This is a genomic window from Xanthomonas campestris pv. phormiicola, from assembly GCA_025666215.1.
Taxonomy (GTDB): Bacteria; Pseudomonadota; Gammaproteobacteria; order Xanthomonadales; family Xanthomonadaceae; genus Xanthomonas_A; species Xanthomonas_A campestris_A.
Map to the genome: position 1 here is coordinate 1,174,299 of CP102593.1, position 20,323 is coordinate 1,194,621.

Consider the following 20,323-nt stretch of genomic DNA (forward strand, 5'->3'; position numbering starts at 1 on the left):
GCTGCTGTTACTTGTGGGAGCGACTTCAGTCGCGACGGGCATTCCCGGTAAAGCCCGTCGCGACTGAAGTCGCTCCCACAAGGGTCAGCGCTAGAATCAAGATACGCGGCAGGCATGCGTTACGCCGAGCGGAGTGACCGCCGCTTAGCGCTTGCGCGGCTTGCCGCGCGTCGGCTTCTTGCCGATATCCGCACCGGGCTTCTGCTGCGCCGCCAGCGTGCCGCCGTCGCGCAGTTGCTGCAGCCACGACAGCGCGTCGACGTAGGCCAGGAAATGCTGCAGATAGTCCGGCGACAGCGTGCGCATCAGCGCGAGCGAGCGGTGCACCAGGACGCCCGAATTCAACGGGCCGGCACCGGAAGGCGCTTGTTGCAGCGATTGCCGCACTTGGCTGCGGCTGCGCAGCGCGGTCCACAGCCTGCGCGCCTCATCGAGTGCGGGCAGTTGCGCAGATTGCGACGGCATGGCGTTCGCCGTGTCGCCGGCGAAGCGATCCAGCAGTTCGCCCAGCGGGCCGCGGACGGTCGTTGTCGCGACAGGCGCGACATTGGCATTGGCATTTGCATTGGCAGCATCGGCATCGGCAGCGCCTGCCACGGCCGGCATCTTGGTCAGGTCGTCGGCATAGGCTTGGAGCAACACGGACAACCTTTCCTCCAGCAACCGTCGCGCTTCGCCATGATGCGCATCGACGCGCCGCGCCAGCGCCTCGATGAAGCGAAAACGCAGCGGATCCAGGCGCTCGGCATGCTGCGCGCGCCATGCGGCGATCAGCTCGCTCGCTGGTGTGCCGTTATCGCGCATGCGCTATCGCGGCGGAGCTGGACAGCTTCGGCAGCGGCGCCATCTCCACGCGCCGGTTGCTGGCGCGTCCGGCTTCGTCGACGTTCGGGCTGACCGGTTGCTGCGAACCGAACGCGGCCGCGAACACCGCATCGGCCGGCACGCCTTCGTCGATCAGCGCGCGGGTCACGGTCAGCGCGCGCTGCGCCGACAGTTCCCAGTTGTCGGCGAACTGGCGGTTGCTGTCGCGGACCTGGCGATCGTCGGTGAAGCCGCTGACCATCAGGATCTCGCCGCGCGCCTTCAGGTAACCGGCCAGCGGTGCGGCCAGGCTCTTCAGCACTTCGCGTCCCTCGGGCTGCAATCGGTCGGAATTGAGTGCGAACAGCACGCTGCCGCGGATGCCGATGCGGCCATCGACCAGGGTCACCCGGCCTGCCGCCAGCGGCGCGGCCAGCGCCTGTTCCAGGGTCTTGCGCTGCTGCGCCTCGCGTTGCCGCTGCCTGACTTCCTGGTCCAGTTTGTTCGACAACTGCAGTTGCACGCCGATCACGCCGATCAGGATCAGCACGAACGCGCCCAGCAACACCGACATCAGATCGCCGAACACCGCCCAGATCGGCGCGCCGGATTCGGCGTCGATTTCCAGCTCGTCGCTCATGCCGCTTCGGCCCCGTCGTCGGCGGACTGGCCGGGCAACTGACGCAGCTCCTCGATGATCTGCTTCTGCGACAGCAGGCTCAGGTCGATGACTTCGCGTGCCTGGGCCACGTAGTAGGCCAGTTGCTCGTCGCTGCGCGCCAGCGACTTGTCCAGCGCCTGTTCGATGCCCTGCAGGCGCTCCAGCAGGGCCGCGTTCGAGTGGCCAAATGCCTCCACCGCACCGCTGAATGCGTCGCCGAGGCTCGCCACTTCGGTGGCGCCGACCGCCACTTGCGCGGCGACCGATTCGAGCTTGCCGGTCTCGGCTTCGATGTGGTCGGTGAAGCGGGTGCCGACGCGTTCGAGCAGGTCCGCCGAGGTGGTGACCAGCGCATCCACCGCGGTGCGTTGCTCGGTGGAGGCGTGGTTCACCGCGTCGAGCAGGGTGTGCAGCGTGTCCAGCAGGCGGCTGCGCTCTTCCAGCATGGCGGTGTCGCGGACCATGCTCTCGGACAGCTTCTGGCGCAGCTCGGCGACGACATCGGCGGCGGCCTTGGGCGCTTCCGAGGCGGTCTGCACCAGGCGCGAGATCTCGGCGATGGTCTCGCTGGCATGCGCCTGGGTCTGCGCCGCGATCGCGCCTGCGCTGCGTTCGAGCGTGTCGCAGATGTCCTGCTGGCGCTGCGCGCTGCGTTCGCCGTTGCGTTCCCACTCCGCGTTCAACGCGGCGACCATCGTGGCGAACGTGTCGGTCCATGTGGCCAGGCGTGCCTGGTCGCGCGCCTGCAGCGTGTCCTGCAACTGCGCATGCGCGTGCTGCATGGCGTCGACCAGCACTGCTGCACGTTGTTCCAGCGTCACTGCGGCCGCGTCCAGCGCCTGCGCGTTGCGCTCGGCCAATGCGGCGTTGACCTCCTCCTGGCGCGACAGGGCATCGCTCCAGGCCTGCTTCGCGCCGTCTGCGGTGGCGTCCAGACGTACCGAGATGGCATCCAACGCCTGCGCGTTGCGTGCCGCCAACTGTTCGTTGATCGCTTCCTGGCGCGACAGCGCCTCGTTCCAGGCCTGCTTCGCGCCATCGGCGGTGGCGTCCAGACGTACCGAGATGGCGTCCAGCGCCTGCGCGTTGCGCGCCGCCAACTGTTCGTTGATCGCTTCCTGGCGCAACAGCGCCTCGTGCCAGGCCTGCCTGGCGCCGTCCGCGGTGGCGTCCAGGCGCGCCGACACGGCGTCCAGCAGGCCGTTCGAGCGCGTCGCGAAGCTGTCGCCGACGCCTTCCAGCGCGCTGCGCAGGTCGCGGACCAGCGCGTCGTTGCTGTCGCGCTGGCCGGCCAGCGCGGCGTCCCAGGCCTGGGCGGCGCGCGCAGCGGCGGTGTCGAAGCCGCTCGTCAGCCCGTCCAGCTGGCGCTGCACGGCCTGGCCGACGTTCTCGTGCAACGTGGCGGTTTCGCGTGCCAGGCCGTCCAGGGTGGCCTGCACGATCGGCTGCAGCACCGTGCCGAGCGCACGCGCGTTCTCGGCGACGCCGGCCTGCAGCGATCGCTCCACCGCGCCGGCCAGGCGCGTGTAGGCGGCCTCGGTCCTGGCGTGGAAGGCGTCCTGGTTGCTGGCCAGGCGTTCGCCGCTGGCGGTGCCCTGTTGCTCGATGCCCGCCGCCATCGCCTGCAGCCGGTCGATCAGCGCCGGCATCAAGTCGGTCTGCCGCTGCAGCAGCTTGAACGCTTCGCTGCGCTGGAACGCCTGCGAGTGGACGTGCAGCGCGGTCGCGATCCTCAGGTCGAGCAGCTGCACCGCCTGCAGCCGCTCGCGCCGGCACAGCGCGGCGAGCAGGCCGAGCATCGCCGAGCTGGCCACACCGGCGATCGAGGTGCCGAACGCGAAGCCCAGGCCCTTGACCGGCGCCGCCAGCGAGTCGCGGATGGCCTGCAGGTCGGTCGCGCCTTCCAGCGCCAGGCCGGTGCCGCGCAGGGTCGCCATCATGCCCAGGAAGGTGCCGAGCATGCCCAGCAGGACCAGCAGGCCGACCAGGTACGGGGTCAGTCCCGGCGCCGGCAGGGCGACGCGCTCGCCCTCGATGCGCAGGCGCACCGCGTTGCGCAGGCTCGGATCCAGGCGCTGCAGCCAGCCACCCAGGTCGGACTGCGCCGCGTCCGCGTCGGCCACGGCGTGGACGAGGGTGTCGGTGGCCTGCCGGTAGCGGTACAGCTCCAGCGCGCCGGCCACGTAGCACACGCCGATCAGCAGCGCGAAGCTGGCGCCCAGCGGGTTGGAACCGAGGTAGCCCACGCCGATCCAGCACACGGCGGCGAGGCCGGTCAGGAACACGGCGGAATTGAAGAAGTTCTTGAACATGAGGTCTCGGTCAGCGGGGACGCAGCGCTGCGAGCAGCGCGTCGATGGGGTGGAAGCGGACATCCAGCTCGGCGCGCAGCACGCTGCGCATGTCGTGGCGGAACACGTCCAGCCAGGCGTTGGCGGTCGGTGCCTGAGCGGTGTCCGCCGTGTGCGTGTCGGCCGCCGCGGTGGGCTCGGTCTCGCGCAGGCGTTCGAAATGCTGTTGCAGCAGCGCCGGCACGGCAGCCAGCAGGGTCTGTTCGCGCGGACTCAGGGTCAGCTCCATGACCGCATCCACCTCCGCCAGCCGCGCCATGTCGGCCGACGTCCGCGCCAGCGTGTCGCGCAGCTGGCCGCGCAGGCGGCCGCTGGCGGTCAGCATCGCCCGCTGCAGCGCCAGGTAGCGCTGGCGGAACGGCGCGTAGTCGAGCGGCGCGTTCGCGTCGGCGGCGTGGCCATGCCGGGTTCCTTGCGTAGCGGCGTCCGCGGCGGTGTCCCTGGTAATGGCCTCCTCGAGCGTGTCGCGCACGCGTGCGCATTCGTTCGCGTCGACGCTCTCGAACGGCGCGTCGGCATCGATGCTGGGCAGTTTGCCGTCCAGCGCCCTGGACAGGGCGACAGCGCGCGTCCAGTCGATCCATTGGCCGAGCCGGTCGGCCAGCGCGGGGCTGGACGGCGCGATGTCGGCGTCGGTGAGACGGGCGAGGAGGCGAATGAACGCCGGGCCCGGGACAGGCGGCCGTGGAAGAACTTTCGCCATGCTTCTGCGTAAAACGGGGAATTTTACACCCGAATGACATGGCGGGCCGCCCCCCCCCCGGCGGCACGCCGAAAACCGGCCCGCCGGTCCGGTGCGGTTCAAGCCGCCGTTGCAGGGCTGCCGCCAGTGCCTGCGCGCCCTGGCCTTGCGGGGCGGGGCGGAGGCCTGCGCGTCAGGGCGTCAAGCGGTCGGCGGGTCCAGACCCGACGCGGAGGCGCCTGCGATCGCGCAGCCTCCCGGGCCGCAGTTTCAGGCCGCGCCTGCGCCTACAGCCGCTGTTCGCCGCGCAGCAGCGGATACGGATTGAGCGATTCGCCCTTCCACCACTGTTTTTCCGGGCCGAGCCGGTGGATCTCGAAATGCAGGTGCGGCGCGCCGGGGTCGGCATTGCCGGTGCTGCCGACATAGCCGAGCACCTGGCCGCGGCGGAGCGTCTGTTGCTCCGCCAGTCCATCCGCATAGCGCTGCAGGTGCGCGTAGTAGTAGGCGTAGCGGCCGCTGGGTTCGAACTGGTAGACGGTGAGGCCGCCGCGCTCGCTGTCGAACAGCTTTTCCACGCTGCCGTCGGCCACCGCCAGCACCGGTGTGCCGGCCGGCGCCAGGATGTCGATCGCGTCGTGGCGCCGGCCCTGGCTGCGGGCGTCGGTGAAGGTGTCCTGCAATTGGTTGCGGCGCACGCCTTGTACCGGGATCAGCAGGTCATCGGCGGCATTGGCTGGCGCGGCGGCGGCTGCCGCGTCTGCGGCCGCGGCAGGCGGCGCTGGCATGGTGGCGTCCGTCGCCGGGGGCGCAGCTGCCGGCGCCGCAGTCGCAGTCGCCGGCAGGAGCGCCGCTGCCGCGGCCGGCGCTGCGGCGCCGGCAGGCGTTGCGCTGGGGCGCACCTGCACCCCGTCGCGCAGCACCCAGTAACCCAGGGCGACCGCCACCACCAACGCTGCCAGGCTCAGCCGTGTCTTCATCCGCTCACTCCTGCATGGTCACCGGCACCGACGCGTTCACCGCGGCGGCCACGGTCAGCGCATCCCAGTTGGTCAGGCGCACGCAGCCATGCGACTGCGCCTTGCCCACGCGCGATGGCTCCGGCGTGCCGTGCAGGCCGTAGTGGTCCTTGGACAGGTCGATCCACACCTCGCCGACCGGGTTGTTCGGGCCTGCCGCCAGCGTCGCCTTCTTGTCCGACTTGTCGGCGTCCCAGAACAACTCGGGGGTGTAGTGGAAGGTCGGCTGCCGCGCCACGCCCTTGATCTTCCAGTCGCCGATCGGCAGCGGATCGTGCTCGCTGCCGGTGGAGGCGGGGAACTGGGCCAGGATCGCGCCGCCGGCGTCGAGCAGGCGCACGGTGGAATCGGACTTGTCGACCACCAGCTTGGCGGCCTTCGGCAGTGCGGCGGTGCCGAGCACGTTCGGCACCTGCACGCTGGCGCCGGCCTGGCTGAAGTCGATCGACGGGTTGAGCGCACGCAACAGTGCAGGCGCGGCGTGGAAGCGTTCGCCCAGGAGCTCTTCCACCGATTCGTAGCCCAGCGCCGGCAGCTTGGCTTTCTCCGCGGTGTCCGTTGGAATCTTCGGGAATGGACCGGCGAGGTCCTCGGCGGTGAGCGTGTAGGCGACCAGCGCCGGTGCGGGGTCCTGCGCCAACGCCTGCCAGGTGGCATCGTCGAGTTCGCCGTTTGCGGTCAGTCCGCGCGCCTGCTGGAAGCCGGAGACGGCGCGGCGCTGGTTGGAGCCCGGCTGGCCGTCGATCTCGCCCGGGGAAAAGTGCGCGCGATCCAGCAGCACTTGCGCGCGCAGCGGCGAACGCTCGCCGCTGTCCGGTGCGGCGGTGGATGCTGCGGCCTTGGCGGGCGGCTGTGCCGGTGCGTTGCCGACGGCGCTTGCGAACAGCACGGCAACGCAGGCGAGTGGAAGCGATAGACGGGACATCGGCGACTCCGGCATGAATTCCCGCCACCATGCCTAAACGCCGCGACTAGCGGGCGTGAAATGTCTGGTTGCGCGCTGACCGGAGCGTCCGTCACGGCCGGGCAGCACGCCTGCACTGCATCGCGCAGCGTGCATCGGCAAGCGGCCGCCGCGGTGTGGTGGCGCCGCGGGTGTCGTCCACCGGCAGCGAGGCGTCGTGCATGCGCCCGCAGCGCGCGCGGCGCCTCCGGCGGCGCGATGCGCCGGAGGCGGGCTGCACTCAGTAGGTGTAACCCAGCGTCAGCATGTACACCCGCCCGGTCTCGACGTAGGCGCCGTCGGCGCCGGGATCGTAGGCCAGGTAGCGCCTGGACTTGCCCTGGGTTTCGTAGAACGTGGCTTCGTCGAGCAGGTTCTTGACCGACACGCCCACGTCGATGCCGTGCGGCAGGTGGTAGGTGGCGTTCAAGTCCAGCGACTTCACCGGTTGCAGGTAGTAGTTGAGCCGGTCGCTGGTCAGGCCCAGCAGTTGCAGGCCGGTGTAGTTGTAGCTCAGGTCGGCGCGCAGTTTCGTATCGTCGTAGAACAGGCCGAGGTTGTAGATCCGCTCCGGCGCGCGCGGCAACCAGGTTTTCTCAGGATGATCCTCGCGCTTGCTGTCCGCTTCGCTGTGCTGCAGCGTCAGGTTGGCGGTGGCGCCGAAATTGCCCCAGACGCCGGGCAGATCCTGCAGGCGCTTGCTCAACGCCATTTCCACGCCATAGAGCTTGGCGGTGCCGCCGTTCTGCGGCATGGTCACCGGCACGCCGTTTTCCAGCGTGGTGCCGGTAGGGACCAGGCCGCCGAGCGTGTTGTCGTTGCTGGTGGACGATTGCGAGGTGTAGACGAAACCGGTGATGCGCTTGTAGTAGGCCGAGGCGCTGAGCACGCCGCCGTGCGCGTCGTAGAACTCCGCGGACAGGTCGGCGTTGTCGGCCTTGCTCGGGTTCAGATCCGGATTGGGTTTGGAGATGCCCAGCAGCTTGCCGCTGGTGTCGTCGATCGAGTACACCGTCTCGCCGGAAATCAGGCCGAACGCCGGACGGCTGAAGCTGCGCCGCAGCGAGGCGCGATAGACGGTGAGATCGTCGGGGCGATAGTTGAGGCTGATCCCCGGCAGCACTTCGCCATAGGTACGGCCGGTGCCGACGAAGCGGCCGCTGGCATCGTCGCCGTTGGATTGCCAGGAATCGGCCGAGTAGCGGGTCAGTTCGTAGCGCACCCCGGGCAGCACGGTCACCTCGCCAAGGTGCAGCGTGGCCATCGCATAGCCGGAATAGATCGCCTCGGTGCTGGAGGTGGTGTTGGCGTTGTAGTCGTTGGCGGTGTAGACGCCCGCGCCGTTGGGATCGTCGACGTACTTGTAGGGCACCGCCTGCGCCAGCACCCAGTTGCGGTCCACGATCTTGAGCGGACCGGCGAACCTGCCGTCGAAGCCGCCGTTGACGATCTTGCCGGGCAACGCGGACAGGGTGGGGCCGCCTGCCGCATAGAACGGATAGTCGGGGCCGCCGAAGTAGGGACCGCCGTAGACGAAGTTGTTGTCGTTGTGGAAGAAGGCGTGATCGTAGGCGCCGCGCTCGGAATGGTCGGCCGACAGCCCGACCTTGACGCTCTCCAGTACGCTGTCGTCCACCCGGTAGGCGATGTCGACATGCGCGTTGGCGCGGTTGTCGTGGCTGCCGGCGTCGTGGCCCTGCACTTTCCAGAACACCGGCGTGTCCAGGTTGTAGAAGAAGCGCTTCAGCGCGTTGGAGCTGGGCGCCAGGTTCGGATAGGTCGGGTCGCTGAGGTCGAACGCGTAGTTGCCGCTGGTCAGGGCGTACATGCTCGCTTCGACGTAGTCCGGGCGGTTGCGGGTGCCGCGGCCGAACGAGGTGCCGTAGTCGAAGCGCAGGCGATCGAGCGTGGTCTTGCCGCCCAGTTGCAGCGTGGCCAGCTTTTCCTGGATGTCGCGCGTGTTGAAGTATTCGCCGCGCACCGCGATCGGCGCGCCGCCGCTGCTCGCCGATGCGGCGCCGGCCTGATCCTGTTGTCCGGTGACCTTGTAGGCGCCATAGATCGCGCGGGCGTACAGCGTGCTGTGCTCGCCCTGCCAGTCGAGCGCCAGGTTGCCGCCGTAGCGTTCGATCTGGTTGGTATAGAGGCTGTACTTGTATTGCGTGTCGACCAGCGGGCCGACATCGCGCAGGTCGGTGGCATCGGCCTGCGCCGGATCGACCGGGGTGTAGGGGGTGTTGGGCGAGGTGGCCTGGGCCAGGTTGTTCGACTTGCCATAGTAACCGGAGAGGTAGAGGCCGAACGCCTGGTGCTCGCCGAATTTCCAGGCCAGTTCCTGCTGCAGCGTGCCGCCCTTGTCCTTCGTGCCCAGGTCCGAGGCCAGTGCGCTCAGCTTGCCCTGCGCGGTGGTCTTGGCATAGAAATCGCGGTCGAAGTCGAACGCGCTGGGCGTGCGCATGTCGATGGCGCCACCGATCGCATCGCCGGGCATGTCGGGAGTCGGCGCCTTGGACACCTGCACCGACTGGATGCCGAACGGCGCCAGCATGTTCAACGAGATCGCGCGGGTCGACGAATCGGTTTCGGGCATGCCGAAGCCGTTGAGGGTGTAGGCGTTGTAGCTGGCGTCCATGCCGCGGATGCTGACGTAGGCGTTCTCGCCGGTGGCGGCCTGGCCCAGGTGCATGTCGCTGTAGGCCGACAGACCCGGCATGTGCGCGAGCACGTCGGCGATGCCGGCCGACGGGATCGCGTCGATCTGCTCCTTGTCCATCACGCTGTTGACGCTGTCGGACAGGCGCTGTTCGTTGATCGACCCCGGCGCCGGGGTCTGGTCCGCTTCCACATTGACCGATGCCAGGGTCTTGGGATTCTGGTCCGGGGTGTCCGCAAATGCCGGCGCGGACAGCGCCAGTACGATGGAGCAGGCCAAGCGGCTGATCGTGTAGGTGCGCTGCATGTCGGTGGCTCAGGTGGGAGTCTGGGTGGATCGGTCGGACCCGATCGCGCGCACGCGTCCAGCGGCGATCGCCATCGCGATCGCGCGTGCGTTGCGCAATGGCCGCTGCGGTCAGTGCGTCAGGTCGCTGCCTGCGCAGTGCGCCGCCGGGAATTGCGGATTGCAGCGCGCCGCCGCGTCGCCGGCGAAGCGCAACACATAGCCGGAGGCGGCCGGTTCGTGGTCCGGATAGTCGGTACTGAGCAGTTGCGCGCCGCTGGCCAGCATGCCGTCGCGGCGTGTGGTGTCGCCGCGCGCCGGCTCCTTCAGGTCCGCATCGGTGCGCGTACGCACCAGATATCCGGCTTTCACCAGGCGCGCGATCTCTTCCGCGCTGCCGTCGTTGCGCTCGGTGAAGGCCGCATCGGCTTCGCCGGGGATGGCATTGGTGAAGCACACGCGGCCGCGCAGCGAAGGATGTCCCGGCAGGTAATGCCGGCCCACCGAATGCTGGTCGAGCAGGAACACGACCTTGCCGCGCGCTTCGGACAGGGACGGCCAGCCGTGGGCAAGAATCGCGGCGTTGAGCGTGGGCGCCGTGCCGCGCACCTGGTCCGGACTCAGATACTCGTCGGGCTGGAAGACCGAGCGGATTTCCGCATCCAGCGCATCCATCGCGGTGGCATCGAAGGGTTCGGGCTGGACGGTCGGGAACGCCAACTGCAACGACGACTCCTCGGTTTCCAGCAGCACGAACACCGGCAGATGGCCCGGATGCCGTTTGGACCACGCGCGCACTTCCTGCAGGCAGGCGACCAGCGGCTGGCAGGTACTGCGCTGGTCCAGGTCCTGCACATGCATGACCTTGAATCCCGGTTTCTCCATCACCCCGGGCGGAGCGATGGCCGGCGCTGGCGGCAGTCCGGCCTTGGCGATCTGCGCGACGATCGCCGGGTGCGCATAGCGGCCACCCTTGGCATCGGCATAGATGTCCAGTTCGATCTGCCTGACGCCATCGTCGAATTGCTGCGTCAGCGGCGGATGGCGGTAATCCAGCGTCGCGAACGTCGCCGGATCGGTCCGCTTCCAGAGTTCGGCTTCACTGGGAGCGAAGCCGGCGTGGTAGCTGTTGTGGCTGCCGATGTACTGCAGCTCGTTGAGCCTGGGTGCGGCCTGCAACGCGAGGGGGACCAGCGCCAACAGGCCGAGCAGTGCGCTGATACGTTTGATACGTTCGGCGCAGGAGCCGCGCGCTGCGGCGCGAGACGCCACGTGCAGCGCCGAGTGAGCAGATGAAGGGAGGCGCATGCGGCAAGGTCGGAGAACAAGATGTGATGATCATCCCGATGTAGCTTGACGCAATGCTTTCCATCTTGTTGCCGCTCGGCGTCACGCGTTGCAATCATTCACCATCTGCGCGCCCGCCAGGCCGGTACGGCGCCACGGGCGTGGCGCGCTACCCGCTATCGCGAGGCGCCGGGCGGCAAGGGCTTGTTCACCGCAGCGTCCTTGCCGAACGCCTGCAGCATCACGTCCGGGCGATTGGTGGTGATGTAGTCCACGCCGAGGTTGTACAGCAGGCGTGCGGTGTCGGCGTCGTCCACGGTCCACGCGCCGAGTCGCAGATGGTCGTGTCGTGCCTGGGCCAGGTCGGCGGCGGTGATGTCGGCATAGTTGATGTCCCAGACCGTCCCGCCTTCGTCGCGGACCGCCTGGCCGACCGAGCGTCCGCCCAGTCCGTCCAGCCCGCTCATCTGCTGCATCACGCTGTGCGCGTCCTTGTTGGTCAGCGCACGCGCGTCGTCGCGGGCGAGCGCACGCTTGACGTCCTGGCTCAGGAACACCAGCCGGATCGCCGGGTCGAGACGATGGATCGCACGCAGCACGTTCCAGTCGAAGCACAGCACATAGGTGCGCTGCTTGAAGTCGTTCTTGTTCAGCGCCTGGACCACTCCCCGGGCCAGCACCTCGGGGCCGGCGCTCAAGCCGGGAACGATCGGCAGGGACTTTATTTCCAGGAACAGCTGGGTCTTGTCGTCGTGGCCGCGGATCAGCGCGATCAGCTGGTCGAGTGTGGGCACGCGCTCGCCATCGACCGCCACCAGCGCGGAATGCTCCCTGGCGTAGGCCGAACCCGGGCGCGCGCGGCCGATGTCGTAGCGCTCGATCTGCGCATAGGTCATGGCCGACAGCGGCGTCTTGGGCGCGTTCCATTGGCCGTCGCCATCGCGCGCGACATCCGGATTCAGGAAGAAATCGTGGTTGATGACCCATACGCCATCCTGGGTCAGGTGCACGTCGGTCTCCAGCGCGTCCGCGCCCAGCTCCAGCGCTTCGCGGAACGAGGACAGCGTGTTCTCGGGGCGAATCCCCGCCGCGCCGCGATGGCCGACGATGGCCGGACGTCCGGGGCGGTCGTAGCTGCCGCTGTAGGGATCGGGTCCATCGGCCTGCGTGCCGGCGAAGGCAGGCGGACAGCTACACGACAACAGCGAAAGCAACACAGCGAACGATCGGGATCCGCGCATGAACGAGGTGCCTTTGGTCTTTGGGGGAGGAGCGACGTGTTGCCACCCCGTCCTGCATGCGGTCGCCATCCAGCGCGGTAGCGAAAGCGCGACGAAGAATGCGCAGTGCGACCGGCATGCCGATGGGGCGGCCGTTGCGGTGGACGGGCGTTGCTGCCGCGTACTGCGGGCGAGGCCACCTTACGCAGTGGATGTGGCGATGCGGTGACCTCGGCGATGGCCGAGGTGCATGGCAGCCGCGTTACCTTCGCTGCGTCGCTGCGGCGAGATTTTTTCAGGGTTGCTTGGTCTGCCGCAGGGCGTAGGCCAGCAGGCGCGCCTGCTGGCGCTCGCCGATGCCGCGCGGCGCATCCAGCGCCATGCGCTGCAGGCTGGCCGGATCGGCGGCCGCGCGCGACAGCAGCGCGCGTGCCACGGTGGCGAGTTTCGCGCCGGTGCCGGCGGTATTGCGTTTGAGCCAGGCCAGCGCGCGCAGCAGGCGCTGTTCGACCTCGGTGAAATCGCTGCCCAGCGGATAGTCGGGCAGGGTGCCGTCGGCGCGGAACGGGGCCAGCGCGGTGCGCACGCGCTCGGCGCGGTTGCGCTGCCAACGCGGCTGCGCGAGGAAGTCGGCGCACAGCTTGCCGGCCTGTTTGGCCTCGGCCAGTAGCGCCGGCTGGAACGCCGCATCGGCGATGCCGATCATGCCGACGATGCAGTCCTCGTCGGTCAGGCCGCGCAGGTCGGCGATGCCGTATTCGTTGAGATAGATGTCGCGCAGGTGACGCGGGATCGTGGTGTGGCCGTAGTTCCAGCGCACGTTGGAGTGCAGCGCGGGCGCCTCGCCGCGGACGGCGCGGAACATCAGCACGCTGCGCGCATCGTCCAGCGCGTGCGCCATCGCCACGAAGTTGTACTGGCCGCCGACCCCGGACACCACGCGGCCGTCGTCCAGCGCATCGGACACCGCCGCGCCCAGCACGGTGGCCATCATGCACGAATTGAAGAAGCGCGCCTCGCGCCGCTGCAGGCGGCGCAGGCGCTCGTCGCCGTAGAGCTGGTTGATCGCGCTGATCCGGTGCATGCCGATGCCGGCGCGCGCCTCCGGCGCCATCCCGCGCAGCCAGGCGTAGAACTCGGGCGAGCCGAGGTAGAACGCGCCCTGCAGGTATTCGCCGTCGCGCTGCAGCCGCGCCTGGTCGCCGGCGTCGGCGCTGCCGTCGGCCACGCGCTGCATCAGCGCGGCGTCGTCCAGTACCTTGCGCCGGATCACCCCGCACTGGACCAGTTGGCGGAAGCCTTCGTTGAGCATCTCGCTGCAGCCGAACAGGCCGATCGAGAACGGCGCGAGCCCGCCGCATTCCTGGACCGCGGGGTGCGTTGCCAGTTCCGGATCCAGCGCCGCCAGCACTTGCCGGTAGCGCGTGTTGTCGGTATGCCGCAGCACCAGCGCATGGCATAGCGCATCGGCCAGCGTGCCGATGCCGATCTGCAGCGTGCCGCCGTCGCGCACCAGCGCGCTCGCATACAGGCCGATGGCGTAGTCGGCATCGGCCACCGGCTGCCGCGGCAGCCCGAACAGGCGCGGATACGGACCCGGCGGGTCCACCACCACGTCGAAGAACGACGGCTCCACCGCCGCGCTGCCGCCGATCCACGGCAGCTGCGGGTCGACCTCGGCGACCAGCAGCGGCCGCGGCAGGCCGCGCCGGCGCATCGCCTCCAGCGTGTCCTGGGTGATGTCGTTGTTGCACGAGAACGACAGGCGCGTGCCATCGGGTTCGCGCGCCACCTTCTGCACGATCAGGTTGGGCGCGCGCTGCGCCACCGCATCGGCCGCATGGGTGTAGTTGAGGCTGGTGTAGTTGCGCTGCGCCTGCGTCGAGCGCAGCAGCGCGCCGGACTGCATGTAGAACTCCTCCACCTGGATATGCGCCGGCAGCGCATCGCGCTGCAAGGCCTGCACATACTTCAGGTACGGGAAGTCCTCGCCGAAATGGCGCTGCACGAATGGCCGCACGAAGCGGCCTTCCAGCCCGCCGCCGGGCGCCGGCGGGTTCAACGACAGCGCGGTGTAGAGCTGCAGCGGCCGTTGCGGATCGGCGGCGACCCGGTCGTACAGCGCGTTGAGCAGGCGGTGCGGCTTGCCGATGCCCAGCGGCGCGCCGATGCGCAGTGGGCCGGGAATGCGCTGCAGGATCAGCTCGGCAGCGGCGTCGAGGTCTTCGAGGTGGTCGGTCATCGGCATAGCTTAGGCGAGCGCCGCGAGTGCGTGCTTCCGCGATGCCCGAAAGCGCTTGACAAGCGGTGCGTTTACTCATGTAATCGTTAAAAATTACAGGCGTAAACGATATGTCGATCAGCGATGCCGAAGCCGTGGTGATGGAGGTGCTGTGGGACCGCAGCCCGCTCGGGGCCGAGGAGGTGTTCGCGGCCCTGTCCGGGCATGGCGGCTGGGCCGAACCCACGGTCAAGACCTTGCTCAATCGGCTGCTCAACAAGGGCGCGATCCGTGCCGACAAACAGGGGCGGCGCTATCTGTACGCGCCGCTGCTGCAGCGCGAGCAGTGGGTGCAGCAACAAAGCGAAGGCCTGCTCGACCGTCTGTTCGGCGGCCGCGTGGCGCCGCTGGTGGCGCATTTCAGCGAACGCGGCAAGCTCAGCGACGCCGATATCGCCGAACTCAAACGACTGATCCAGGAGCTGGACGATGAGCGTTGACACCTTCGTAGCGGGGATGTGGGCCACGGCGCTGTCCGGCAGCGCGGCGATCGTGGCGGTGTTGGCGCTGCGCGCGCCGTTGCGGCGGCTGTTCGGCGCGGGGATCGCCTACGCAGTGTGGGGCGTGGTGCCGATGGCGATGCTCGCCGTGCTGCTGCCTGCCGATGTGCGTCCGGCACTGCCGGCGGCATTGGCGATGCCGCAGGTCTGGGTCGGGCTGCCGCAGGGAGCGGCTGGCGCCGGGGGTGCGACGTCGATGGCGAGCAACCATGTCGCGCTGTGGATCGCCGCGGTCTGGCTGCTTGGCGCGGCGGCGATGGCCGCCACGTTGTGGCGGCAGCAGCGGCGCTACCGGCGCAGCCTGGGGCGGCTGTCGCCCGGCGCCGATGGGGTGTTGTACGCGCAGCACGCGGTGCATGGTCCATTGGTGCTCGGCGCCTGGCGGCCGCGCGTGGTGGTGCCGATGGATTTCGCCAGGCGCTATCCGGCCGCGCAGTCGCAACTGGTGCTGGCCCATGAGCGCATGCATATCGCCCGCGGCGACACCCGCTGCAACCTGCTGCTGGCAGCATTGCGCTGCGCGTACTGGTTCAACCCCTTGTTGCACTGGGCCGCGTCGCGGTTCCGTTTCGACCAGGAACTGGCCTGCGACGCGGCGGTGCTGGCGCGGCATCCGGGTTCGCGTCGCAGCTACGCCGAGGCGATGCTGCAGACGCAACTGGACACGATCGCCTTGCCGGTCGGCTGCCATTGGCAGGCCGGGCAGGCCTTGCGGCAGCGGATCGGGATGTTGCAGCGGCCGCCCGTAAGCGGCTGGCAGCGGCGTGCGGGAATCGCCGTGGTGGCGATGGCGACGCTGTGCGGCGGCGTGGCGGCATGGGCGTTGCAGCCGCTGCCGGCGTCGGCGGGAGGCGACATCGCACCTGCGCTGTCGAATGCGCAAGCGCCGGATGCAGGTGCGCAGGCGGGGACTGAACCCGCGTCGGATATTGCGTCGGCCGGAAACGGCCCGATGCGTTCCTCGCCCACGTTCGCCTGGGCAGCCGGCGCTGCGGCGGCCTCTGCCAAGCGTGGGACTACGCCCGCCAAGCCGCTGGCGATGGCGCCACCCACCTATCCGCGCGAATCGTTGCGCGAGGGTGCCTCGGGAAAAGTGATGCTGCTGGTCAATGTGGATGAGGCCGGCAGCGTCAGCGACGTGCGGTTGCTCGGGCATGGCAGCGGCGATGCCGCGCTGGACCAGGCGGCGATTGCGGCCTCCAGGCAATGGCGCTTCGTTCCGGCCCGCGAGCACGGGCGGGCCGTCCCGTCGCGGCTGAAAATACCGGTCACCTTCGAATCCGGGATGGAGCCCGTGGATGCGCCGGCCGGGATGGCCAATGCATCGAAGTACCTCTGGTATCTGCTGGATGCAGCGACGGACGATGCGCCTGAACACGCCTGCGATGTCGTCTCCGTCGACGGGCAAGGACCGACCCAACGCGTGTATTGCGGCATGTCCGTAAAGACGGCCAAGCGATGAGCATGCGCAGGATCTGCCTGACCGGCCTGTGCCTGTGCCTGGCCAGCTGCGCCAGCCAGCCGCAGCGCGAGCAGACCCAGCGGCTGGATTCCGTGGACCAGCGCCTGCTCGCGCCACGCGGCGATGGTGCCGCGGGTGGGGCCATCACGGCCTACACGATGCAGCCGCAGCAGGTGTTCCGCATGCCGCAGCCGCTGGATGCGGCCACGCCGCAACTGCCGGCCGATTCGCCGCGGCGCACGCTGGCGCCGACCACGGTGTGCGTGCGCGTGATCCTGTCCGCGCAAGGCGCGGTGCAGCGCAGCGAGCCCTTGCACGACCGCGAGGAATGCAGTGCCGGCGCGCTGGCGGACAACGCCGATCTGCTGCAGGCGGTACAACAGGAGGTCGCAGCTTGGCGCTTCGTGCCCGCGGCGATCTGCACCTATGCCGATCCGGCGCAGCGGCCGGCGCTGGAGGGACGCTGCGACGATGCCGTGTCGGTGGAAGCGGTGCCGGTGACGCTGGCCTACGCGTTCACCTTCGAGGTGCGCGAGGGCAAGGCCAGCGTGCAGGCCGGGCGGGTGGATGGCCGCGGTGCGCGCTGAGCGCGCGAGCTGATGCGGACCGGTGACGTGAGTGCCTTTCTCTCACGGTTGCAGGTTGTGGTAGCAAGCCCGGTAGCTTCGGTCTGTCGGTTTTGCGACAGGCGTTACTGGTAAATCCTGTCGCGACGGAAGTCGCTCCCACGAAGGGCGGCATCTCGCTAGAGATGCCCCCATGTGGCGGCAGCAGAATCGCTACCGCGGGTTGTCATTGCGGCTACAGCATCTCCGGCTTGAACAGCCGTCGCCGCGAGACTTCCGTACCGGACAGCATGAACTTGCCGTCGCCGCGATAGTGCAGGGTCCTGGGCAGTTTCGGCGACGTGGCGACGTGCGCCTTGACCACTTCCCAGACGAACAGGTTGTGCCTGGCGATCTGGCGGCCATCGTGCAGGCGGCACTCGAAGCTGGCATAGCATTCGGCGATCGACGGCGCATCGACGTGCGTGCCCGCCACTGCGGTCAGGCCGAAGTGGGCGAACTTGTCACAGTGCGCGCCGCTGCTGTTGCCGATGCCGACCACGGTGTCGAGCAGATCCGCGGTCGGCAGGTTGATCGTGCATTGCTTGCTGCGCCTGACCAGCTCGAAGCTGTGGTTGGCGCTGGAGATGCAGCAAGCGATCAGCGATGGCGAGAACTCCAGCACCATGTGCCAGCCCATGGTCATGATGTCGCGCTGCCCTTTCCAGGCCGAGCCGACCAACACCACCGGGCCAGGTTCCAGAAAGCGGCGTATTTGGTCGAGCGGGAAATCGTGCTTGCGGTAGCGGCGCATGGGCGCATCCTCGCGGCGGTGTCGATGGCACAGTCTGGCTATCGGCGGTGAACGCGGCGTGCGCGACGGCCTAGCCAATCGCGGTAACCGAGCCCTACTCCAGCCGATGGATCGCATCGGCGATGCGTTCCACTTCCTCGGCCTGGTGGCTGACGTACAGCATCGGCAGGCGTACCTCGTCGCGCACGCGCTGCAGGTACGGGATCAGTTCGCCGCGGCGTTGCGCGTCCAGCGCCGACAGCGGCTCGTCGAACAGCAGGATCGCCGGCTGCGACAGCAGCGCGCGGCCGATCGCCACGCGTTGCGCCTCGCCGCCGGACAGGTTGCCCGGGCGTCGTGCCAGCAGCGGTGCGATGCCGAGCAGTTCCACCACCGCATCGAAGCCGAAGCGCTCGGTGTGGCCGCGGCCGTGGCGGCCGTAGCCGAGGTTGCGGCGCACGTCCATGTGCGGGAACAGCCGCGCGTCCTGGAACACGTAGCCGATGCGGCGCCGGTGGGTCGGCACGTCGATGCCGGCGGCGCTGTCGTAGAGCACGCGCTCGTCGATGACGATGCGTCCGCTGCGTGGCCGCAATACCCCGGCGATGGCGTTGAGCATGCTGGTCTTGCCTGCGCCGGAGGGGCCGACCAGCGCGACCACGCGCGCCGTTTCCTCGACCCGCAAGCGGCGCTGGAAACGGCCGCGCTGCACTTCGATATCGATGCTCAGCATCGGCGCACGCTCGCAGCATGCTGCGCACGCGGCGCGCCGTGGAGGCGCGCCGCGGACCAACCGCGTGCAGCGGCAAGCAGCCGGCTCATGCGTCCGCCTCCGGCCCACGCTGGCGCCGCACCAGCCATTCGGACAGCAGCAGCGCGGCCAGCGAGATCGCCAGGGCCACCGCCGCCAGCCGCCAGATGCCCGATTCGCCGCCGGGCACCTGCAGCAGGCCGTAGATCGCCGACGACAGGGTCTGGGTTTCCCCGGGAATGTTGGATACGAAGGTGATGGTGGCGCCGAATTCGCCCAGCGCCTTGGCGAAGGCGAGCGCGGTGCCGGCGACCAGGCCCGGCCAGGCCAGCGGCAGGGTGATGCTGAAGAACACCCGCCACGGCGCGGCGCCGAGCGTGGCCGCGGCCGCCTCCAGGCGCCGGTCGGTGGATTCCAGCGCCAGGCGGATCGCACGCACCATCAACGGGAAGCCCATCACCGCGCTGGCCAGCGCCGCGCCGGTCCAGCGGAACGCGAACTGCACGCCCAGGTGTTCGAGCAGCCAGGCGCCGACCGGTCCCTGCGTGCCGAGTACGATCAGCAGCGCATAGCCGGTGACCACCGGCGGCATCACCAACGGCAGGTGCAGCAACGCATCCAGCAGCGCCTTGCCGGGGAAGCGGCGCCGCGCCAGCAACCAGCCGCAGGCCACGCCCAACGGCAGGCTGCCCAGGGCCGCGACCAGCGCGACCTTGACGCTGAGCGCGATCGCGGTGAGTTCCTGCGGGGTGAATGCGAACAACGGCAATGGCTCAGTGCGCGAGCGAGAAACCGCGGCGCTGGAAGATCGCCTGCGCCGGCGCGGTGCCCAGCCAGCGCACGAAATCGGCCGCGGCCGGGTGCTTGCTCGCGCGCAGCGCCGCCACCGGATACACGATCGGCGCATGGCTGTCGGCGGGGAACACCGCCACCACCCGCACCTTCGGCTCGGCCCTGGCGTCGGAGCCGTAGACGATGCCCAGCGGCGCTTCGCCGCGCGCGACCAGCATCAACGCGCTGCGCACGCTGTCCGATTCGGCCAGGCGCGCCTGCACGCCGTCCCACTGGCCGAGCGTCTGCAGCGCGGCGCGCGCGTACTTGCCGGCCGGCACGCTGGCGGTCTGGCCGACCGCCAGGCGGCCCTGCGCGCCGAGCGCGGCGGCGAGCGCGCCGGGCGTGCGCAGGTCCACCTTGGCCTTGCTGGCCGCCGGTGCCACCAGCACCAGGGTGTTGCCGAGCAGGTTGCGGCGCTGCGCCGGATCGACCAGCTGGCGTTGCTGCAGATAGTCCATCCACTCCAGGTCGGCGGAGAAGAACACATCCGCCGGCGCGCCCTGTTCCACCTGTCGCGCCAGCGCCGAGCTGGCCGCGTACGACACCTGCACCGGCGTGCCGCTGGACTGCTGGTAGGCCGCGGCGGCCTCGTCCAGCGATTCCTTCAGGCTGGCCGCGGCGAACACGGTCAGCGGCGCGGAGGCCGGTTGCGCCCAGGCCGCTGGCGTGGCCACGGCCATGGCGAGCGAGAACAGGCACAGCAGGCTGCGTAGCAAACGGGACATGGCGAGGCTCCTAGGAAGTCAGGGGGTGACGACGGCGATCGACTGCACCTGGCGCACCCAGCGCGCGGGCCGCTGGTCCTGCGGCACGATCAGGCGCAGCGGGCCGTCCTCGGCCGCGAGCGGCTTGCCGTCGCAGCGATCGACCAGCAGCACGCGGCGCGCGCCCAGGGTCGGGTCCAGTTCGGCCAGGGTGAACACGGCCGCATAGCCGTCGCGCGCGGCGACCTCGACCCGGCGTTGCAACTGCGCGCCGCGCAGCGGCTCGGTGGGCATCGCGCGCTGCGCCTGCAGCACGGCGCGCAGCGCCACGCCTTCGCAGTCCAGCTGTTGGCCATGGGCCTGGGCGCTGACCCGCTCGCGCGGCAGGGCGGCCAGCGTGGCGTCATCGAGGGCGATCCGCAGCGTGCCGGTGGCCGCTGCGGCGTCGGTGCCGGCGTGCGCGGCGGGGCCATGCGCGGCCTGCGCCTGCGTCGCAGCCAGCGCCAGGCCGAGAAGAGCGAAAAGGCGGGATCGGGGCATGCCCGCAT

The 20,323-nt window shown here is 69.5% G+C and carries 18 protein-coding genes; 3 read left to right on the forward strand and 15 right to left on the reverse strand.

Annotated features, from left to right (window positions below):
* Positions 1 to 144: 144 nt before the first annotated feature.
* From NRY95_04785 to NRY95_04830, 10 genes are all read right to left on the reverse strand, one after another.
* A complete protein-coding gene (locus NRY95_04785; protein ID UYC17286.1) occupies positions 145 to 804 on the reverse strand; it encodes a DUF2894 domain-containing protein in 660 nt (219 codons plus the stop codon).
* The gene (locus NRY95_04790) at positions 794 to 1,444 is read right to left on the reverse strand and encodes an OmpA family protein (protein UYC17287.1); all 651 of its coding nucleotides are present in this window, start codon (positions 1,442 to 1,444) and stop codon (positions 794 to 796) included. The genes NRY95_04785 and NRY95_04790 overlap by 11 nt, the downstream gene beginning before the upstream one ends.
* Entirely contained in the window at positions 1,441 to 3,777 is a 2,337-nt protein-coding gene (locus NRY95_04795) for a DUF802 domain-containing protein (protein ID UYC17288.1), read from the reverse strand. The genes NRY95_04790 and NRY95_04795 overlap by 4 nt, the downstream gene beginning before the upstream one ends.
* Before the next feature lie 10 nt (positions 3,778 to 3,787).
* Positions 3,788 to 4,519, reverse strand: coding sequence for a DUF3348 domain-containing protein (locus NRY95_04800; GenBank protein UYC18503.1), 732 nt, complete (start codon positions 4,517 to 4,519; stop codon positions 3,788 to 3,790).
* A gap of 266 nt (positions 4,520 to 4,785) precedes the next feature.
* The gene (locus NRY95_04805; protein UYC17289.1) at positions 4,786 to 5,478 is read right to left on the reverse strand and encodes a M23 family metallopeptidase; all 693 of its coding nucleotides are present in this window, start codon (positions 5,476 to 5,478) and stop codon (positions 4,786 to 4,788) included.
* Positions 5,479 to 5,482: 4 nt separating this feature from the next.
* Positions 5,483 to 6,442: a L,D-transpeptidase gene (locus NRY95_04810; GenBank protein ID UYC17290.1), complete on the reverse strand. Its 960-nt coding sequence runs from the start codon at positions 6,440 to 6,442 to the stop codon at positions 5,483 to 5,485.
* Between the two features lie 259 nt (positions 6,443 to 6,701).
* A complete protein-coding gene (locus NRY95_04815; GenBank protein UYC17291.1) occupies positions 6,702 to 9,419 on the reverse strand; it encodes a TonB-dependent receptor in 2,718 nt (905 codons plus the stop codon).
* 111 nt (positions 9,420 to 9,530) lie between these two features.
* Positions 9,531 to 10,670, reverse strand: coding sequence for a phosphatidylinositol-specific phospholipase C1-like protein (locus tag NRY95_04820; GenBank protein UYC17292.1), 1,140 nt, complete (start codon positions 10,668 to 10,670; stop codon positions 9,531 to 9,533).
* Between the two features lie 191 nt (positions 10,671 to 10,861).
* Positions 10,862 to 11,902 (reverse strand): hypothetical protein, encoded by a 1,041-nt coding sequence (locus tag NRY95_04825; protein UYC17293.1) that lies wholly within the window; start codon positions 11,900 to 11,902, stop codon positions 10,862 to 10,864.
* A gap of 298 nt (positions 11,903 to 12,200) precedes the next feature.
* Positions 12,201 to 14,147, reverse strand: a complete 1,947-nt coding sequence (locus NRY95_04830) for an acetyl-CoA hydrolase (protein UYC17294.1) — start codon at positions 14,145 to 14,147, stop codon at positions 12,201 to 12,203.
* Between the two features lie 110 nt (positions 14,148 to 14,257).
* Between NRY95_04830 and NRY95_04835 the strand changes: the two genes are divergently transcribed.
* Genes NRY95_04835 through NRY95_04845 form a run of 3 tightly spaced genes read left to right on the forward strand, consistent with a single transcriptional unit; the run spans position 14,258 to position 16,735 of the window.
* Entirely contained in the window at positions 14,258 to 14,626 is a 369-nt protein-coding gene (locus NRY95_04835) for a BlaI/MecI/CopY family transcriptional regulator (GenBank protein ID UYC17295.1), read from the forward strand.
* Positions 14,616 to 16,148 carry a TonB family protein gene (locus NRY95_04840; GenBank protein UYC17296.1) on the forward strand — a complete coding sequence of 511 codons (1,533 nt, stop codon included), beginning with the start codon at positions 14,616 to 14,618 and terminating at the stop codon, positions 16,146 to 16,148. The genes NRY95_04835 and NRY95_04840 overlap by 11 nt, the downstream gene beginning before the upstream one ends.
* A 2-nt stretch (positions 16,149 to 16,150) precedes the next feature.
* Complete coding sequence (locus NRY95_04845; protein UYC18504.1) at positions 16,151 to 16,735, forward strand: hypothetical protein; 585 nt, start codon at positions 16,151 to 16,153, stop codon at positions 16,733 to 16,735.
* A gap of 214 nt (positions 16,736 to 16,949) precedes the next feature.
* Here the strand turns inward: NRY95_04845 and NRY95_04850 are convergent, their stop codons facing one another.
* From NRY95_04850 to NRY95_04870, 5 genes are all read right to left on the reverse strand, one after another.
* The gene (locus tag NRY95_04850) at positions 16,950 to 17,507 is read right to left on the reverse strand and encodes a flavin reductase family protein (GenBank protein UYC17297.1); all 558 of its coding nucleotides are present in this window, start codon (positions 17,505 to 17,507) and stop codon (positions 16,950 to 16,952) included.
* A gap of 94 nt (positions 17,508 to 17,601) precedes the next feature.
* Positions 17,602 to 18,219 (reverse strand): ATP-binding cassette domain-containing protein, encoded by a 618-nt coding sequence (locus tag NRY95_04855; protein ID UYC17298.1) that lies wholly within the window; start codon positions 18,217 to 18,219, stop codon positions 17,602 to 17,604.
* A gap of 85 nt (positions 18,220 to 18,304) precedes the next feature.
* Positions 18,305 to 19,000 (reverse strand): molybdate ABC transporter permease subunit, encoded by a 696-nt coding sequence (gene modB, locus NRY95_04860; protein UYC17299.1) that lies wholly within the window; start codon positions 18,998 to 19,000, stop codon positions 18,305 to 18,307.
* Between the two features lie 10 nt (positions 19,001 to 19,010).
* Complete coding sequence (gene modA, locus NRY95_04865) at positions 19,011 to 19,751, reverse strand: molybdate ABC transporter substrate-binding protein (protein ID UYC18505.1); 741 nt, start codon at positions 19,749 to 19,751, stop codon at positions 19,011 to 19,013.
* A 63-nt stretch (positions 19,752 to 19,814) separates the two neighbouring features.
* On the reverse strand, positions 19,815 to 20,315 hold the full coding sequence (locus NRY95_04870; protein ID UYC17300.1) for a molybdopterin-dependent oxidoreductase: 501 nt from the start codon (positions 20,313 to 20,315) through the stop codon (positions 19,815 to 19,817).
* Positions 20,316 to 20,323 lie beyond the last annotated feature (8 nt).

Bases quoted from the DNA above. Each gene is read 5' to 3' on its own strand.
- NRY95_04785 (UYC17286.1), bottom strand. From the start codon at position 804: ATGCGCGATAACGGCACACCAGCGAGCGAGCTGATCGCCGCATGGCGC.
- NRY95_04805 (UYC17289.1), bottom strand. From the start codon at position 5,478: ATGAAGACACGGCTGAGCCTGGCAGCGTTGGTGGTGGCGGTCGCCCTG.
- NRY95_04800 (UYC18503.1), bottom strand. From the start codon at position 4,519: ATGGCGAAAGTTCTTCCACGGCCGCCTGTCCCGGGCCCGGCGTTCATT.
- NRY95_04870 (UYC17300.1), bottom strand. From the start codon at position 20,315: ATGCCCCGATCCCGCCTTTTCGCTCTTCTCGGCCTGGCGCTGGCTGCG.
- NRY95_04855 (UYC17298.1), bottom strand. From the start codon at position 18,219: ATGCTGAGCATCGATATCGAAGTGCAGCGCGGCCGTTTCCAGCGCCGC.
- NRY95_04815 (UYC17291.1), bottom strand. From the start codon at position 9,419: ATGCAGCGCACCTACACGATCAGCCGCTTGGCCTGCTCCATCGTACTG.
- NRY95_04835 (UYC17295.1), top strand. From the start codon at position 14,258: ATGTCGATCAGCGATGCCGAAGCCGTGGTGATGGAGGTGCTGTGGGAC.
- NRY95_04830 (UYC17294.1), bottom strand. From the start codon at position 14,147: ATGACCGACCACCTCGAAGACCTCGACGCCGCTGCCGAGCTGATCCTG.
- NRY95_04810 (UYC17290.1), bottom strand. From the start codon at position 6,442: ATGTCCCGTCTATCGCTTCCACTCGCCTGCGTTGCCGTGCTGTTCGCA.
- NRY95_04840 (UYC17296.1), top strand. From the start codon at position 14,616: ATGAGCGTTGACACCTTCGTAGCGGGGATGTGGGCCACGGCGCTGTCC.
- NRY95_04795 (UYC17288.1), bottom strand. From the start codon at position 3,777: ATGTTCAAGAACTTCTTCAATTCCGCCGTGTTCCTGACCGGCCTCGCC.
- NRY95_04850 (UYC17297.1), bottom strand. From the start codon at position 17,507: ATGCGCCGCTACCGCAAGCACGATTTCCCGCTCGACCAAATACGCCGC.
- modA (UYC18505.1), bottom strand. From the start codon at position 19,751: ATGGCCGTGGCCACGCCAGCGGCCTGGGCGCAACCGGCCTCCGCGCCG.
- NRY95_04845 (UYC18504.1), top strand. From the start codon at position 16,151: ATGCGCAGGATCTGCCTGACCGGCCTGTGCCTGTGCCTGGCCAGCTGC.
- NRY95_04790 (UYC17287.1), bottom strand. From the start codon at position 1,444: ATGAGCGACGAGCTGGAAATCGACGCCGAATCCGGCGCGCCGATCTGG.